This window comes from Bradyrhizobium algeriense, assembly GCF_036924595.1.
Lineage (GTDB): Bacteria > Pseudomonadota > Alphaproteobacteria > Rhizobiales > Xanthobacteraceae > Bradyrhizobium > Bradyrhizobium algeriense.
In genome coordinates this window covers 4,237,299-4,253,922 of sequence record NZ_JAZHRV010000001.1, presented here as the reverse complement: position 1 = coordinate 4,253,922, position 16,624 = coordinate 4,237,299, and the positions used below count along the sequence as shown (strand labels likewise).

17 protein-coding genes and 1 pseudogene are annotated in these 16,624 nt (G+C 61.9%); 11 read left to right on the top strand and 7 right to left on the bottom strand.

Annotated features, from left to right (window positions below):
* Positions 1-145: 145 nt before the first annotated feature.
* From V1286_RS20775 to V1286_RS20760, 4 genes are all read left to right on the top strand, one after another.
* Positions 146-826: a response regulator transcription factor gene (locus V1286_RS20775; RefSeq protein ID WP_057848354.1), complete on the top strand. Its 681-nt coding sequence runs from the start codon at positions 146-148 to the stop codon at positions 824-826.
* Positions 810-2,276: a sensor histidine kinase gene (locus tag V1286_RS20770; RefSeq protein ID WP_108513044.1), complete on the top strand. Its 1,467-nt coding sequence runs from the start codon at positions 810-812 to the stop codon at positions 2,274-2,276. The genes V1286_RS20775 and V1286_RS20770 overlap by 17 nt, the downstream gene beginning before the upstream one ends.
* Entirely contained in the window at positions 2,273-5,218 is a 2,946-nt protein-coding gene (locus V1286_RS20765; protein WP_334482169.1) for a bifunctional [glutamine synthetase] adenylyltransferase/[glutamine synthetase]-adenylyl-L-tyrosine phosphorylase, read from the top strand. Before V1286_RS20770 ends, V1286_RS20765 begins: the two co-directional genes overlap by 4 nt.
* Before the next feature lie 80 nt (positions 5,219-5,298).
* Entirely contained in the window at positions 5,299-5,496 is a 198-nt protein-coding gene (locus V1286_RS20760) for a hypothetical protein (protein WP_334482168.1), read from the top strand.
* Between the two features lie 16 nt (positions 5,497-5,512).
* On the opposite strand, the gene V1286_RS20755 is transcribed toward V1286_RS20760, so the two are convergent.
* The 3 genes from V1286_RS20755 to V1286_RS20745 all read right to left on the bottom strand — a co-directional run bounded on the left by V1286_RS20755 (position 5,513) and on the right by V1286_RS20745 (position 7,982).
* On the bottom strand, positions 5,513-5,740 hold the full coding sequence (locus V1286_RS20755) for a hypothetical protein (RefSeq protein WP_334482167.1): 228 nt from the start codon (positions 5,738-5,740) through the stop codon (positions 5,513-5,515).
* A 914-nt stretch (positions 5,741-6,654) separates the two neighbouring features.
* A complete protein-coding gene (locus V1286_RS20750) occupies positions 6,655-7,407 on the bottom strand; it encodes an anti-sigma factor (RefSeq protein WP_334482166.1) in 753 nt (250 codons plus the stop codon).
* Positions 7,404-7,982: a sigma-70 family RNA polymerase sigma factor gene (locus tag V1286_RS20745; RefSeq protein WP_108513038.1), complete on the bottom strand. Its 579-nt coding sequence runs from the start codon at positions 7,980-7,982 to the stop codon at positions 7,404-7,406. Before V1286_RS20745 ends, V1286_RS20750 begins: the two co-directional genes overlap by 4 nt.
* 153 nt (positions 7,983-8,135) lie before the next feature.
* Between V1286_RS20745 and V1286_RS20740 the strand changes: the two genes are divergently transcribed.
* The gene (locus V1286_RS20740) at positions 8,136-8,912 is read left to right on the top strand and encodes a DUF4394 domain-containing protein (protein ID WP_334482165.1); all 777 of its coding nucleotides are present in this window, start codon (positions 8,136-8,138) and stop codon (positions 8,910-8,912) included.
* A 192-nt stretch (positions 8,913-9,104) separates the two neighbouring features.
* Here V1286_RS20740 and V1286_RS20735 read toward each other — a convergent pair whose 3' ends face one another.
* Positions 9,105-9,668 (bottom strand): VOC family protein, encoded by a 564-nt coding sequence (locus tag V1286_RS20735; protein WP_334482163.1) that lies wholly within the window; start codon positions 9,666-9,668, stop codon positions 9,105-9,107.
* Positions 9,669-9,806: 138 nt separating this feature from the next.
* Here V1286_RS20735 and V1286_RS20730 point away from each other — a divergent pair, with 138 nt between their 5' ends.
* Both V1286_RS20730 and V1286_RS20725 read left to right on the top strand, forming a co-directional pair.
* On the top strand, positions 9,807-10,307 hold the full coding sequence (locus V1286_RS20730; RefSeq protein ID WP_334482161.1) for a LysR family transcriptional regulator: 501 nt from the start codon (positions 9,807-9,809) through the stop codon (positions 10,305-10,307).
* A gap of 4 nt (positions 10,308-10,311) precedes the next feature.
* Entirely contained in the window at positions 10,312-10,722 is a 411-nt protein-coding gene (locus V1286_RS20725) for a LysR substrate-binding domain-containing protein (RefSeq protein ID WP_334482160.1), read from the top strand.
* 134 nt (positions 10,723-10,856) lie between these two features.
* On the opposite strand, the gene mddA is transcribed toward V1286_RS20725, so the two are convergent.
* Positions 10,857-11,651 (bottom strand): methanethiol S-methyltransferase, encoded by a 795-nt coding sequence (gene mddA / locus V1286_RS20720; protein WP_417021168.1) that lies wholly within the window; start codon positions 11,649-11,651, stop codon positions 10,857-10,859.
* 71 nt (positions 11,652-11,722) lie between these two features.
* The gene (locus tag V1286_RS20715; protein WP_334482159.1) at positions 11,723-12,043 is read right to left on the bottom strand and encodes a hypothetical protein; all 321 of its coding nucleotides are present in this window, start codon (positions 12,041-12,043) and stop codon (positions 11,723-11,725) included.
* A 173-nt stretch (positions 12,044-12,216) separates the two neighbouring features.
* On the opposite strand from V1286_RS20715, the pseudogene V1286_RS38965 reads away from it, so the two are divergent.
* The 3 genes and pseudogenes from V1286_RS38965 to V1286_RS20700 form a co-directional block, all read left to right on the top strand.
* Positions 12,217-12,450, top strand: a pseudogene (locus V1286_RS38965) (winged helix-turn-helix domain-containing protein); the annotation flags it as partial.
* Positions 12,451-12,834: 384 nt separating this feature from the next.
* Complete coding sequence (locus tag V1286_RS20705; RefSeq protein WP_334482156.1) at positions 12,835-13,866, top strand: tetratricopeptide repeat protein; 1,032 nt, start codon at positions 12,835-12,837, stop codon at positions 13,864-13,866.
* 159 nt (positions 13,867-14,025) lie between these two features.
* The gene (locus V1286_RS20700) at positions 14,026-14,457 is read left to right on the top strand and encodes a DUF6841 family protein (protein WP_334482154.1); all 432 of its coding nucleotides are present in this window, start codon (positions 14,026-14,028) and stop codon (positions 14,455-14,457) included.
* 63 nt (positions 14,458-14,520) lie between these two features.
* Here the strand turns inward: V1286_RS20700 and V1286_RS20695 are convergent, their stop codons facing one another.
* Positions 14,521-15,369 carry a metal-dependent phosphohydrolase gene (locus tag V1286_RS20695; protein WP_334482152.1) on the bottom strand — a complete coding sequence of 283 codons (849 nt, stop codon included), beginning with the start codon at positions 15,367-15,369 and terminating at the stop codon, positions 14,521-14,523.
* A gap of 294 nt (positions 15,370-15,663) precedes the next feature.
* Here V1286_RS20695 and V1286_RS20690 point away from each other — a divergent pair, with 294 nt between their 5' ends.
* Entirely contained in the window at positions 15,664-16,596 is a 933-nt protein-coding gene (locus V1286_RS20690) for an ABC transporter substrate-binding protein (protein WP_334482150.1), read from the top strand.
* Positions 16,597-16,624 lie beyond the last annotated feature (28 nt).

Genomic DNA, 16,624 nt, shown 5'->3' with positions numbered 1-16,624 from the left:
GAAGGGCCTAAGGGCGGTGAGGTCCCCCAGCTTCGCCGCCCGCTTTTTTCACTTGATCGCGAGTATGGCCGGTCGCCTTGCATGTGCAGGGCGGCCGCGCCATGGTGAGAGAAAGCCCATTCCCGTGACCGCAACTGCCCCGCAAATGCGCCTGCTGATCATCGAAGATGACCGCGAGTCCGCCGACTATCTGGTCAAGGCGTTCCGTGAAGTCGGCCACGTCGCCGATCTCGCCAGCGATGGCGAGGAGGGGCTGTCGATGGCCGATGGCGGCGACTACGACGTGCTCGTGGTGGATCGCATGCTGCCCAAGCGCGACGGCCTGTCCGTGATCGGCGCGCTGCGCGAGAAGGGCAATCGCACGCCGGTCCTGATCCTCTCCGCGCTCGGCCAGGTCGACGACCGCATCAAGGGCCTGCGCGCCGGCGGCGACGACTATCTGCCAAAGCCCTATTCGTTCGCTGAGTTGCAGGCGCGCGTCGAAGTGCTGTCGCGCCGCAATGTCGGCCCGGCCGAAGAGACCACCTACCGCGTCGGCGATCTCGAACTCGACCGTCTCTCGCATCGCGTTGCCCGCGGCAAGGACGAGTTGACGCTGCAGCCGCGCGAGTTTCGTCTGCTCGAATATCTGATGAAGCATGCCGGCCAGGTGGTGACCCGCACCATGCTTCTGGAAAACGTCTGGGATTATCATTTCGATCCGCAGACCAATGTCATCGATGTGCATATTTCGCGGCTGCGCTCCAAGATCGACAAGGGCTTTGAGCGGCCCTTGCTGCACACGATCCGCGGCGCCGGATACATGATCCGTGACGGCCTTCGGTAAACTGATCCGCACCACGGCGTTCCGGCTGACGCTGGTCTATCTATTCTTGTTCGCGCTGTTCGCGGCGTCGCTGCTCGGCTATTTCGCCTGGAATACGCGACGGCTGATCAACGAGCAGATCACCGCCACGGTGAACGTCGAGACCGCCGAGATCACCGACATCTACACGCGCCGCGGCCTCCACGGGCTCGCCTACACGCTCGGCAGCCGCGCGCTGCGGCCGGGGGCCAATCTTTATCTCGTCACCACGCCTGAGGGGAAAGCGATCGGCGGTAATGTCGGCGCGCTGGCGCCGGGCGTGATGGGTTCGATCGGCTGGTCGGAGACTGGCTATCGCCGGCTCGACGAACAGGACACGGCGCATCATCGCGCGCTGGTGCGCGTCACCGAACTCACCAACGGTTTCCGCCTGCTGGTCGGCCGCGACCTCGAAGAGCGCCGCCGGCTGTTCGGCATCGTCGCCAAAGCCGCGCAATGGTCGCTGCTGGTCGTCATCGTGCTGGGCATCGGCGGCGGCATCTTCGTGGCGAGGCGGGTGCTGCAGCGGATCGACGCCATGACCGGCACCACAAGACGCATCATGGCCGGCGACCTTTCCGGACGCCTGCCGGTCGGCCGCTCCGGCGACGAGCTCGATCGCCTCGCGGAAAACCTCAACGTCATGCTGGAGCGTATCGAGGCACTGATGATGGGACTGAAGGAAGTCTCCGACAACATCGCCCACGACCTGAAGACACCACTGACGCGCATGCGCAACCGCGCCGAGGAGGCGCTGGCGAGCTCCGGCAGCGAGGCCGAATACCGTGCAGCACTCGAGCGGACCATCGAGGAATCCGACGGCCTGATCCGCACCTTCAACGCGCTGTTGATGATCGCCCGCGCCGAGTCCGGGCAGGCGCGCGGCAACATGGATGATTTCGACGCGGCCGACGTCGCCAAGGGCATCCACGAATTGTACGAACCGCTGGCCGAGGACGACGGCATGACCCTGCGCGTCAAGGCCGCGACTGCGCGGCTGCATGGCAACCGTGAGCTGATCAGCCAGGCACTCGCCAACCTGGTCGAGAACGCCATCAAATACGGCAAGCCGTCGCCGGTGGTGCAGCCGCTCGACCCTGCCGCCGCTGCGCGTACCAGGGAGATCCTGATCGAGGCGCGGCGCGAGGGCGACCATGTGCTGCTCAGTGTCGCCGATCATGGGGCCGGTATTCCCGAAGGGGACCGCAAGCACGCGGTCGAGCGGTTCGTGCGGCTGGAGGCGAGCCGGACGCTGCCGGGTTCCGGGCTTGGCTTGAGTTTGGCGTCCGCGGTGGCGACCCTGCACGGCGGTGAACTCAGGCTCGGCGATTCGCATCCCGGCCTGACCGCGACGCTGGTCATCCCGGCGCTATCTGCCGCGGGTGACAGGCTTGCGGCTCAAACGCCGGATGTGCCACAGAAGGTGGCATGAATTCCTCCGCCTTGGCCGCGCGGTTCGTCAGCGGGCCGTGCATCACTGCCAGCAGCAACGCCGAACAACGCCTGGGAGACTGGCTCGCCGAGCTGGAGCCGCAGCAATCGGCTGAGATCGGCGCGTGGCTGGAGCGTCCGCCGGCCCGGGCCATCCTGCTCGGCATCGCCGAGTTCTCGCCATACCTGTTCGACCTGATCCGCGCCGATGCCGCGCGATTGATCCGCCTTCTGGCATGCGACCCGGAACCGCATCTCACCGCACTGATCGAGAGCACCTCGCGCGACGTGCTCACTGCCGCTAGCGAGGCCGACGTCATGCATCTGCTTCGCCGCATGAAATCGGAGGCCGCGTTGCTGATCGCTTTGTGCGACATCGGTGGGGTCTGGCCGGTGATGCGGGTGACGGCGGCGCTGACCGATCTTGCGGTAACCTCCGTGCAGGCGGGCTTGCGCTTTCTGTTGCGCCAGGAAGTCGCGCGCGGCCGCATGACCGCCTTCAATCATGACCGGCCGGAGGAGGGAAGTGGCCTGATCGTGCTCGCGATGGGCAAGATGGGCGCTGGCGAACTGAACTATTCCAGCGATATCGACCTGATCGTGTTTTTCGATCCCGCCGCGACGTCGCTGGCAGCAGACATCGAGCCGGCGCCGTTCTTCGTGCGCGTGACGCAGGCGCTGGCCCGCCTGCTGCAGCAGCGCTCCGGCGACGGCTACGTGTTCCGCGTCGATCTGCGCCTGCGGCCCGATCCGGCCTCGACGCAGGTCGCGATTTCGACCGAGGCGGCGCTGCATTATTACGAGCGCGAAGGGCGGACCTGGGAGCGCGCCGCGATGATCAAGGCGCGCGTCTGCGCCGGCGACGCCAGGGCAGGCGAGGCGCTGATCGCGGAACTTGCGCCGTTCGTCTGGCGCAAGCACCTGGATTTTGCCGCGCTCGCCGACGTCCACGACATGAAGCGGCAGATGCAGACCTATCGCGGCCAGAGCGAGATCGCGGTCGAAGGCCATAACGTCAAGGTCGGCCGCGGCGGCATCCGCGAGATCGAGTTTTTCGCGCAGACGCAGCAGCTCATTGCCGGCGGTCGTCACCCGCAATTGCGGGTGCGCCCCACGCTGCACGCGTTGCAGGTGTTGGCCACCAGCAACTGGATCACCTTTCAGGCCTTTGACGAACTGACGGCGGCTTATGAATTCCTGCGCCGGGTCGAGCACCGGCTGCAGATGATCGCGGACGAGCAGACCCATGCACTGCCGGAAGACGCCGAGGCCGTCGAGCGCTTTGCGAATTTCTTCGGCTATGAGAGCAGGGCAGCCTTTGCCAAGGATCTGCTCGGGCATCTCAACATCGTGCAGGGCCATTACGGCAAGCTGTTCGAGGGCGATCCGACCGGCACGGTGAAGCTGCCGCAGCTCAACTACGCCGCAGGTCCCGAGGATGCACGCCTGCTCGATCATCTGGCGACGCTCGGCTTCAAGAAGCCGGTCGCGGTGGCTGGCACCCTGCAGCTCTGGATGCAGGGCAATTACCGCGTGCTCCGCAATGAAGCGACCAAGGCAGCCTTCATCGAATTCATGCCCGGCCTGATCGACGGGCTGGCGCATGCCGAAGACCCCGACGACGCCGTGACTGCGTTCGATCGCTTTCTCGGCGCCTTGCAGCGCGGCGGCCGGCTGATTTCACTGTTGAGAGAGAACCGTGAGCTGGTCGCGCTGGTGGCCTTGATCCTCGGTGCGGCGCCGCGGCTCGGCGACATGCTGGCGCGCCAGCCGCAGATCATGGACGGCCTGATCGATCCCCGTTTTTTTGGTGCGATGCCGGACCAGAAAGAATTGTCGGCGCGGCTGGCGGTGACGCTGAAGGACGCGGATTCTTACGAAGATTTTCTCGATCGCCTGCGGTTGTTCGGGCAGGAGAGCCTGTTTCTGATCGGCACGCGCATCCTCTCTGGTACGGTTTCCGCCCAGCAGGCCAGCGTCGCCTTTGCCGACGTCGCCGAGGGCATTGTGCACACCGTGCACGGCCTGGTCAGGGATCAGTTCGCCAGCCAGTACGGCCGCATCAGGGGGCAGGAGACCGCGATCCTCGCGATGGGCCGGCTCGGCAGCCGCGAGATGACGGCATCCTCCGACCTCGACCTGATCCTGCTGTACGATTTCGACTCGGATAATCCCGATTCCGACGGCGAACGATCGCTGCACGGTGCGCAGTATTTCGCGCGGCTGACCCAGCGGCTGATCTCGGCGTTCACCACGCGAACCAATTACGGCGTGCTCTATGACGTCGACATGCGGCTGCGTCCCTCGGGCCGCGCCGGACCGCTGGCGTCGCGGATCGATTCCTTTGCCGACTACCAGGAACGCGAAGCCTGGACCTGGGAGCACATGGCGTTGACGCGGGCGCGGGTGATTTCGGCGTCACCGGCGTTTCGCGCAAAGATCGAGGATATCATCCGCAGCGTGCTGACGCGGCCGCGCGACGCGGCCTCCACCGCCGGCGACGTCGCCGACATGCGCCGGGCGATTGCGCTCGAAAAGGGCGAGGACGACATCTGGGGCCTCAAGCTCGCCGCCGGCGGGCTCGTCGATATCGATTTCATCGCGCAGTATCTGCAGCTCGTGCACGCCTCGGAGAAACCCGAAATCCTCAGCGTCTCCACGCTGCAGGTGCTCGACAACGCAGCCCGCCTCGGCGCGCTGCCGCAATCCGACGTCGAGATATTGCGCCAGGCAGCGCGGCTCTATCACGACCTGACGCAGATCCTCAGGCTTTGCGTCACCGGAAAATTCAATCCGGAAACTTCCGGCGATAATCTCTTGCACGTGATGGCGCGCGCCGGCGACACGCCTGATTTCTCGACGCTGGAAGCACGCGTGCGCGAGACGCAGGCGGACGTGAGGCGGGTGTTCCTGGGATTGGTGGGCGGCGGTTCTTCCGCTTGAAGCGTCCCGGTTCTTTTCGGACCCGGACGATCGGAACTCTTATGGCCGATTTGGGATTGTTGCGGGAACAGGAGGCTGGGATGCATACCGAAATCAACATCTTCGACAAGCCGATTGAGCGTATCAGGAAAACGTGCGAGCTCCTGGGTCTCGGCGCCGATTTCGACCGCAAGCTGCCGGCACTCGAAACATATCTTGAAGGGCTCGTAGCCGAAGGGGAAACCAGTGAGGAGCGGCTGACCGCCAGCGGTCTGACCTTCGTCAAGCAGGTTCCATAGCGATGGCGTGACGGCGTCAGGAAATTTCCTCCGGAAGCTTCCCGGCTGGATCCGGCGAGCAACCCTCTTCCTCTTCCCCGATTTCCTTCACGTGGTAGTGGGCAGGCAGAACCTGTCCACCTGCCTCGTCGGCCACCGGAACATCAGAAATCAGGCGGCAATCGAGAGCTTGCTTCCAGACATCCGCTTCGGTCGGAAAGCCCGACCCGATCTGTCGGTCACCATCGAAAAGCGCGTAAGGCACGAATCTCTCCCAAATTAAAACCCCGCCAGCTATCACAAGCTGACGGGGCTTTTGAGCTGATATTTCGGGTGGATTTCTCCTTTCCTGAACTACCCGCTCATATCTTTAACGCGAGGCAGCCGGTTTCGTTCCCGAATATCTTGATTTCCGCGCGAAAAAGTTGACGGTCGCGCGCTTGGACTCGCCCCTTAGCGAGCGCGTATCCAGTACGGAAACGGCCGATGCCGTCGCCAGCCTGAAAACGATAGAGGTAGCTGAAGGGCTACCGAGAAGGTGCACAAGCCAGGAACAGGCAAGATGTCAGCGCGTACCGATGCGTTGTTATCGCGGGCAGAAACCGGAAAAATAGCACTGCGTCCATCATCTCCGCTATGGCCGCTTGTCACCCGGCATGTGCGTGCGTCAACGTCCAGCGTTTGCAAAAGTTGCTTGAAGGCCGTCTGGCGATGCATTGCAACGTGGCGTCGAATGGCCTTGTTGGTTGCGCTTTCAGCTTTTCGAAAGAAGATTTCGTTGCGCTTTTGAAGTCCGTCTTAAAAGCGCGGAACTATTGCCATTTTTTCCTGTTCTGACACCTGCGCAACTCAACCGGAATGGATGGTCCATGCGTAAACTACTTTTGGCAATGGCGCTCACAATGCCAATCGCCTTTCTTTCTCCCGCAACAGCGCTGCCTTTGGCTCATCCATCGATGCACGGTGCCCAGGTCAACGCCGATATGATCGAGGTAAAGGGCGGACGCGGCCACGGGCATGGTTGGGGCCGTGGACACGGCTATCGACCGTTTGGTTGGAGCCGCGGCCGCAAGGTCGGCTGGCGGGGCCGTGGCTGCCCGCCCGGTCACTGGAAGAAGGGTTGGTGCTAAACTAGACTGAACCGGCTGGCCGTCACGTACGAGCAGCACGGCTCGACCATTACAGCGCCCGTGCCGCATTGCCCTTGAACAGGATTGGGCCGGTCGGCCGTCCGATGGGTGAGCCGCCTTCAGGTTCCAGCGTGATCTCGAACAGCTGATTTTGCACCGTCTCTGGTAACGACTCCAGATTCAGCTGCAGCGTGCGCGACTGGCCGGTGAGGCCGATCGATTTCGGGCCAACGGCGCGATCCCACAGCGTCCAGACCTGCAGCGTGCGGCCGGCGGGAACCTCGATCGGGCGTAGCGGAATGAGCTCGACGCGGCCGTTCGAAAATGCGTTGACGATGGCTCCGGCCTCTTTGGTCGCGTCATTCACCAGCACGGCGACGTAGACGGGCTTGCTCTGCGCCAGCGCAATCAGGTCGTTGCGAAGGTGACGCGACGTTGTCAACGCGCCGACCATGATCACCGCAAACAGCAGCGCGGCGAGGGTGCCGCCGATACCGAGGCCGCGCCAGAACCTGATGTCGTGCCAAAGCGTGGCGCCACGCAGCGCGGTGCGTGCGGAGGGCAGGGCGTCGATCGGCGCGATTTTGGTTGCATCCGCGATGCGCTGCCAAAGCGCCGCGCCCGGCGGGGTTTCCTCGGCCGTGAGATCGAGGTCCGCAAGCCGTTCCCGCCACGCGCTGACGGCCTGGGCAAACGATTGGTCGGTTGCGATGCGCCGTTCGGCGGCGGCTTGCTCCTCACCGTCCAGCAGGCCCATCACGTAATCGGCGGCCATGGCGTTATCGGCGTCGTGCGGGTTCATCCCATGCACTCCTGCAACGCAAACAGGCTGCGCCGTACCCAGCTTTTGACCGTGCCGAGCGGAACCTTGAGCCTACCCGCCAATTCGCCGTGGCTCATACCGTGAACATAGGCCAGCACCACCACGTCGCGGCGGGGGCGGTCGATCTGCTCGAGACACCGGCGCAGCGCGCTGGTCTCCGGCATCCGCGACAGGGTGGCCTCGCAGTCGACATCCTGGACGCTTTCATCTGAAGCCTCATAGCGATGCTCGTCGCGATGAATGCTGAGGGCGCGGTTGCGCACCACCGCATAGAGCCAGCCGCGCGCGCTGCCGCGGCGCGGATCGAAGCCGGCCGCGCCGCGCCAGATCCGGATAAAGGCGTCGTGCACCGCCTCTTCCGCAAGGTCCTGCCGAAACAGGATGCGGCGCGCGATGCCGACCATGCGCGGCGCCTCGCTGTCGTAGATCACGCGCAATGCGGTGCGGTCGCCGGCCGCGCAACGCGCGAGCGCCGCGGCAAGCTGCGCCTCGCGCTCCCGATCAAGCAGGTCGGGAGCCTGCAGGCTCGCGGTGATGGTGCCATTTCCGGTCATGTCTATGCCTTTGCATAGCTGTTCTACCTTGAGATGCGGCATTTGGATGCATGTTCCGAAAATTATTTTTGGTGTGCTGCATCCGTTTTGCCGCGCCGCCGGTACCCGCTGTGTTGGTCCCGAGAGGATCATGGCAACACAGGGAGCTCACCGATGAATTATCGTTCTATTTTCGTCACCTCAGTCGCATTATTACTGTCCTCCGCAGCCGCCAACGCCGCGCAGGTCGCAGCCCTGATCGGCGGCGACACCATTGCGATGGTCGATACCGCGCAAAAGAAGGCGACCGGGTCCGTCAAGGTCACCGGCATTTCCGGTGCGCTGGTCGGCATCGACGTGCGCCCGGCCGACGGCATGCTCTATGGACTGGTCGATGATGGCACCATCGTGACCATCGCGACGGACGGCAAGGCCACGCTGAAGTCGAAGCTCGACACCATGCTTGCCAAGGGCGTGGCCGCGACGGTGGATTTCAACCCGGTGGCGGACCGCCTGCGCGTGATGGGCGCCGACGGGGCGAACCTGCGGGCGAATGTCGACGACGGCAAGGTGACCAAGGACGGTGACCACAAATATGCCGAGGGCGACATGCACAAGGGCGAGAAGCCGAACATCGTTGCCGGCGCCTATACCAATTCGGTGAAGGGCGCCAAGGAGACGGCCCTGTTCAACATCGATGCGACCATCGGTGGATTGATCAAGCAGGCGCCGCCGAACGACGGCGTGCTCGGCGCGATCGGCAAACTCGGGATCAAGGCGAATAGCGTCGCGTTCGACATCTGGTCCGACGGCGCCGGCAAGAATGAAGCCTGGCTGATGGCGGACGGCACGCTCTACAGCGTCGATCTCGCCACCGGAAAGGCGACCGAGGCCGCAAAGATCAGCGGTGTCAGCGGCCCGGTGAAGGACATCGCGATTATGGGAATGTAGGAGATTCCTGCAGCACGATGAACGTAGGTTGGCGCGAAGTCGCTCGCTTCCCCCTCGCCCCGCTCTTGCGGGGAGAGGGTGGGGTGTCCGCGGCAGGCGGACCTCAATTCTGCATCCGAGATTTCGCGCGGATATCGGACGCTAAGCCACGCCCGCAAGAAACGGTTGATGTGCCGGAGCGGTGACCAGTTCTTATGGATCGTGGACACTCGACGTAGCTTTGCTTTCGACTTGGTCCGAGCGAAAGATGAGGTCGTTAATCGGCTTGCCCTGTGCGAGTCGCTTCGCCAGAGCATCCGGATCGAAAGGCTCGCCGATTGGATTGGCGGCGAAGGCAGGACCGCGCATGAATCTGCTGGCTTCCTCTGCCTCCAAGAGGTCCACCTGGAACTCCAGCCCATTGTGGTCTGGATCACGGTAATAGAATGATAACGTCGGCCCATGACGGACCGGGCGCGACGGCACGATGCCATGGTTTTTCAACCTTGCGTAGGTGTCCATCAGTTCGTTGACGTTGCGCCAGGTGTAACCGAGGTGATTGAGGCCGGTTGCCGTCGCAGGCCGTTCGTCCGCGTCCTCTTTAGGACCGAGGTTGACGAAAGCGAAGCGGTGGTGCTCGTCGTCATAGGTCAGGAACGCCAATCGGTTGTCGCGGTGCTGCACCCGCGCCTCGAAAACCCTTGCGTACCAGTCGATCATCTCTTCGAAACGGTGGGTGTTCAGGACGACGTGAGTGAACTTGCTTGGCGCGGTCATGGATCACTCCCCCAACTAGCCCCAGGAGGGCTGCGACGCAGATTGCGAAGAACAGGCTTTCGCTACTGGAAGAAACATACTGCCGCCGATCGAAATGAGGTATGATATATAATCGTCAAAAACCATATCGGTAGTGATATGACACTGGAAATCAGACACTTCCGCTACTTCGTGGCCGTAGCCGAGGAAGGTCACATCACACGGGCTGCCGAGAAGCTCGGCATGCAGCAGCCGCCGCTCAGTCAACGTATCGGCTTCATCGAGGACAAACTTGGTGCACGCCTCTTCCTGAGGCGTGCGCGTGGTGTTGAGTTGACTCGAGAGGGACGGGTTTTCCTGGAAATTGCGCGGTCGCTGCTCAGCCAGCACGAGGGCGTCTTCGAGGCGGTACGGCGAGCTGCGCGGGGCCAAACCGGGCGTCTCTGCGTTGGCGCCACACCAACAAGTGCGTTTCATCCCATCGTGCCGCTGTCGATCCGCTCCTTCCGTGACGAGTTTCCGCAGGTCAAGCTAACCCTGGAGGAACGATTGCCAGCTGATCTGATCAAGGGCCTGCGGGACGAAAGCATCGATGTGGCCTTCTTGCGGGCGGATAAGTACGAGGAAGATTTGGCTTTCCGTCAGACGTTTGCTGACTGAGCCGATGGTCATCGCGCTGCCCGCCGGACACAGGCTCGCCCGCGTCACAAAAGCCATAGCATTGCGAGATCTGGAGCGGGAAAGCTTCATCATCTTCGCTCGCCAGACAGGCCCAGCGTTCTTCGAGGCAACAAACGCCGCGTGCCGGCAGGCCGGCTTTTCTCCCACGCTTGGACAGGAGGCTCCCCGGATTACGTCAGCGCTGAATTTGGTGGCCGCAGGGTTTGGCATATGCGTCGTGCCCTTCTCTGTCAGCCGAATGGACATGGAGGGGATCGTCTTCCGTCAGCTAACGGGCCCTGTACGGCCGACGGCGCCAATCAATATTGTTTCGCGCCGCAGCGATTCAGCCGCCGTCGTCCGCAATTTCCTGATGCGGGTGCAGAAAGCGAAGGCTGCCACAAATCAGAAATGAGTGTTGGAGATCGAAAGGTGACATTTGCCAAAATCGGCCATGTCCGCTATGCCGCCTTGGGGTGCTGTTCGGCAATGGAGCGCGCCCGTCCGGTTCGTCCTGACGAGCGCGTCTTGCATGCCTAATCGTTGTTTTCAGAAAATGCCGGGCACCAGCATCGCCACCTTTTCGCGATAGCGCCGGTATTCGCTGCCGAACAACGCCACCAGGTCGCGCTCTTCGAGATAGATGCCGACGAAGATGTAGGCCGTCGTCACCGCGGCGAACAGCAGATGGCCGAGCGTCATCGTCGGCGTCGACCAGAAGGCAATGATGAAGCCGAGATAGATCGGGTGCCGGATCAGGCGATACAGGCCCGGCGTCTTGAACTTCATGGGCTCAGCCACGCGCCCGGCAAAATGCGTCACCACCTGGGTCAATCCGAACAGCTCGAAATGGCTGATCAGGAAGGTGCTGTAGAGCACGATGAGCCAGCCCAGGAATCCGCCCGTGGTCGCGAGGCCGGCGAGTGCGGGATTTTCGATGTTCCAGACCACCGCTGGCATCGGCCGCCACTGCCAGTACAGCAATATCAGCGTCAGGCTTGCCAGCAGCACATAGGTCGAGCGTTCGATCGCGGGCGAGGCGAAGCGCGTGAACAGTCTCTTGAAGCCCTGCCGTGCCATGCCGCTGTGCTGCACGGCGAAGATCGACATCACCACCAGATTGATCAGCAAGGCCGTCGTCAGCGAGGACGTCGATCCGGTATCGACGGTCTTATCGACGGTCTTGGGGACGACATATCCCGAGACGAAGCCGACCGCGTAGAGAAACGTGCCGAAGAAAATCAGATAGGCGAGGCCGCCGTAGCAGAGGGTGAGCAATCTCATGGCAAGGGAGCTGACGGCCGTAGGCGCTGCATTCGGGCCGGTGTGCATCGTAATCGACATCTTAAATCTCCTTGGTTTGGAATATTGACGTCGGGAATTGTCTTGAAATTGTCTTGGGGCAATTGTCTTGCTCAGGACTGCTTGAGGCGTCTCCGCTTGCGCAGCCGCGCGGCTCTTTCGAGGGCGTCATCGAGCGGGCCGCGGTAGATGCGCTTGTTGTGCAGGCCGCGATTGCCAGCCTGGTGCAACGTGAGCAAAGCAGCCTGCCGTTCGCGGTAGGCGATGGCGGCGGCCATCCAGCCGTTGAGAAGGCGCTTGAGGCGCGCGGGCGGGATGAGAGGGCTGGCGACGGGGCTTGGGCGGATCCTCGCGCTGGGCTGCATGGCGGCCTCGTGCGGCAACAAGCCTTGCGAAACATCCGCCTTGGTGGGATTGAGCAACAGGCCGGTCATGGCCATCTCCTACGATTGTACGATGATGGACCCGTCTGTAGATTGAGATGCCTGTTCCAGCTTGGCGGATTCCTTGAGAAGACCTTTGTTTTTCCTCCGGAAGCGACTGTTTTTACTTAGTTTGTAGCTTGAACCGCCCGATAGGGGCGGAGCCTCGTACCGGATCAGCAGAAGTGGTATTAAAATACCGATTTGCCGAGTTCGAGATCGACCTCAGCCAGCACGAGCTGCGCCGGCTTGGGGAAGCCGTACATATTGAGCCGCAGGTATTCGATCTCATCGTTCATCTGGTGCGCAACCACGACCGGATTGTCAGCAAGGATGAGCTGATCGAGACGATCTGGAACGGCCGGATCATCTCCGAGGCGGCGCTCTCCAGCCGCATCAATGGCGCCCGGCGTGCGCTTGGCGACAACGGAAACGACCAGGCCCTCATTCGGACGCTGCACAAGCGTGGCTTCCGCTTCGTCGGCGATGTTCAGGCCATCGACGCGCCGAAAACGGATGCAGAGGCGGCGCGACTTGTTCCCGACGCGCCGGGCAGCATTCCGGGCCGCGTCTCGGTTTCTTCCGAAGTGTCCCGCCTCGATGATGTTGTCTCGGAATCCGTGAAGGCGGAGGCCGTCACGCGATCGTCCATTGCGGTGATACCGTTTGGAAACATGTCGGATGACCCCGAGAACGACTACTTCAGCTACGGGTTGACCGAGGACATTATTCGCCTTCTCGCCCGTAACCGGTGGCTTTCGGTCATCTCGCGACACTCGACCATTGCGTTCCAGGGACGCGTGGTGGATGCCCGCGAAATCGGTGAGTTGCTGGGCGTCAGGTATGTGATGGTCGGCAGTGTTCGCAAGAACCGCGATGCCGTGCGGATAACGGCGGAACTCGTCCGCGCAGCGGATGGAAAGCAATTGTGGGCCGATAAATACGACCTGCAGCTGGAATATATCTTCGATATCCAGGAGGAGATGGCTCGCCAGATCGCCGCAACGATCGAGCCCGAGCTGTCGAAGGTCGAGCAGCAGCTCGCCGCCCGCAAGGCGCCGGAAAGCCTGGACGCCTGGGATTGTTATCAACGTGGTCTATGGAATTTTTGGCGCTTCACCACGCCGGGATTTGACACGGCCGAAAGTTATTTTCAGCGGGCGATTGCGGCCGATCCGAATTTCGCGCGCGGCCATGGCGCGCTCAGCTACGTCAATGTGCAACGCGCCTTCATTGACGAACCGAAAGATCGCGCGGCGCGGCTGGAAACCGCGTTGCGCCAGGGGCGCCATGCGGTAGCGCTCGACGAGCTCGATTGTTTCTGCCACTGCGCGCTCGGACGCGCTTTGTGCCTTACCCATCAGAACGACGAGGCGCTGGCAGCGCTCGACGTATCGCTGGAGCTCAATCCAAGCTTTGCGCAGGCCTATTTCGCCCAAGGGTTCAATTTACTCTGGTATGGGCGAGAGATTGAAGCGGAAACGCTGCTCGATCGCGCGATCATGCTCAGCCCGCGCGACAGCCATATTTCTGCTTTCCACCATGTCCGCTCCTGGGCGCACTTCTCCCTTGGCGAGTATGACATAGCGGTCGAATTCGCGAGGCGGGCGACACGGCAGTCCAATGCCACCTATCAGGCGTTTGCGACACTTGCGGCGTCGCTCGGACTTCTCGGGGATCGGGCGCAGGCGGCAACGGCGGCCGCGGAACTGCTGCAACGCAAGTCAAGCTACAACGTTGAAACGGCGCGACAGGAGTTCTTCTTCTGCAATGATGTGGGCTTCATCAATCGGTTCGTCGAAGGGTTGCGTGTAGCCGGTATTGCAAACGCCTAGAGTCCTTCCGTTCCGATGGAATCGGAACGGGCTCCAGGGTCAGGACCCATTAAGTTTTGGGGTAACGTGACCGGTTAGAGCGCATAGAACCGCTGGCTGATGCATCCGGTGCAGCATACTGATCCGAGACCACCAGATTTCAATCGGGGAGAGCGACTGATGGAGGCTGCCGTAAGGAAGCTATTCGAGCGATACGAAAGTTTTTTTAACAGGTCCCTCGGCGATGACGTGGATATGGATAAGGTCGCATCGCTGTATGCCTCGGATTTCATCGCGGCCTCGCCGGCCGGTGTCATGACCGGGAAAAACGACGATCAACTCAAGCAGGTCATGGAGCAAGGATATGCCCGCTATCGGGCAATAGGGACCAAGGAGATGCGGATACGCGATGTCCGCATCTCCCCGATAGATCAACACCATTGTTTGGCCCATGTCGCCTGGACGGCGACCTATGCTCGCGAGGATCAACCGGACACGGCTATAGACTTCGAGGTTCACTACCTCGTGCAGAAGCTGGATGACGAGGCGAAAGTTTTCGGCTGGGTGTCAGGCGATGAGCAGGCGCTTCTTAAGAAGCATGGCATCGGCTAGCGGCGACTTCGTCCACATATCAGCCGTTTGCCTCGGCCGGATTCCATGGCGAAGGTCTCGTGATCACGGCTGCGGGCCGGACAAGTTCATTTCACGCTCGGCCCGGAAAACATTGCTGTGCAGGTTTGCGATCCATTGACGTCCACTTGAGGTGACATTGAGATAGCGTATGGCGGTCTGGATCTGCGGCGCGACGTTGTTCCAATAGAACTGCGGATATCTGTAGACAACGTCTGCCGGCGTGTCGTAGCCGAGCGTTTTGTTCATGCCGACTTCTTCGAATTCGTAGAACAGGGCATTCGCTTTTTTCAGGTAGTTGGGGTCGCCGAGTTGTCCGATAAGGTCGGCCGCGCGCAGTAGCAGGCCCTCTTCCTCGTTCAGTTCGTCGTTTGACGATGAAGCAACATAGGGAAATCGCGTATACTCGATTGCCCTGGCGATCCGGCTCGCATCGACTTCTTCAAAAGAGTCGAACCGCTCGAAGACGAACAGTTTCGAGCGGTCCACATGGTAGGGCCCCAGCGCGGCATCGGATGAACCGCGTGGCAGGCGAATGGTACGGCCGCCGAGATCTGCGACATAGGAGTCCCCGTCATCGCCCTGGACGATTCCGCGAACGTATCCGATGTCGTGGGTGAGGCACGCCAGGATGAAATTGGTGTAATCGGCCGGTGTCGTTGTCCGCAGCATCGTCCGGCCCATGAGGATGTCGTGGCCGGCGAGGGTCACGAGCAGGGTGTGTTCGATGTTGTGATACAGGGCGTCGCTGTTGCCGATGCATTCCAGTGTAAGCCTGGCTGCATAGGGGAGATACTCAGCGAGCCGGGCTTGGGAGGAGCCAAACCTGCTCCTGGTATCCGACGCCAGAAACGATCCCAAGGCTTGCGCGACCAGTTCCGGGATTGTGATCATGAGGCCTCTCCCAACTCGGTTGTGCGACGCCGCCGGTATCAATGTAGCACGTCGTTGGGCCAGACCGGGTGTCGCTCGCGCCGCGCAGGTGGGCGCAACGCAGATTTGACGGTTGGTCAGCCGCCGTGACGTATCTTGGCGCGACGCCGCGGGCAGTGCCCGGACACAGCCACCAAGCCAAAATCAAGATTATCTTTAGATTATCTGCATATGGGCTCTAAGCGCGGCAAGCCGGTCCGGGCCATATTGGCCGGCATGGATCGACGAGATTTCATTGCGTTTCTGGGAGCGGCTATGGCGTGGCCGGCCGCCGCACTCGCGCAGGATTCGACAAAAGTTTATCGCATTTTTTGGGTATCCACCGACTCCCAGCCCGACCCGTTCCTAGCCGGGTTTCGCGAGGGATTGCGGGCGCGCGGCTACGTCGAGGGAAAGAACGTTACCTTTGAGCTGCACTATGCGCCCGGCAATCCGCAGGCGCTCCGCGAGGTCGTATCCGAACTGAGGCGAGGGAACATCGACCTAGCCGTGTCGAGCGGCCCGGCGACGCGCGCGATGACAGCGGTAACGGACGTTCCGGTACTGTTTGCGTTGAGTGGCGACCCGGTGGAGTTGGGCCTCGTCAGGAGCCTCGGAGAGCCGGGCGGCAATTTCACGGGTTCGACCTTCCTTTCGCTTGAGCTGGCGGGGAAGCGGGTTGAGCTGCTAAAGGAAGCCGTGCCGGCTGTGCGCAGGCTTGCCGTGTTTTCGAACAGCCTTCATCCGGGAGAACAATCGGAGTGGCGCGCGACCAGGGAAGCCGCCAAGGCGCTGGGCATCGAGACCGTCTACGTTCCCTTTGCCGGCAAAAACGAACTGGACAAGGGACTGGCGGCGGCGGGAGACGCGCGTGCCGACGCATTGCTCGTCTTCCCGGATGTCCTCACGCTGGTGCATCGGGACAAGATTGCCCGGTTCGCCATCGCGCATCGGCTGCCTTCGATGTTCGGTTGGAGCGAATATTGTGACGCTGGCGGACTTCTGAGTTATGGCGCGAACCAGCGCGCGACCTATTTCTGGCTTGCGACCTACGCCGACCGGATCCTGCGTGGCGAAAAACCCGCCATCCTTCCCGTCGTGCAGCCCACGAAGTTCGAGCTGGTCGTGAATCTCAGGACGGCTGAACTGCTCGGCATTGACCTGGACAAATCGTCCGTCCTGTTTCGCGCCAACAGGGTGATCGAATGATCCCGGCGCGTCTGAATCTGGTTCGAAA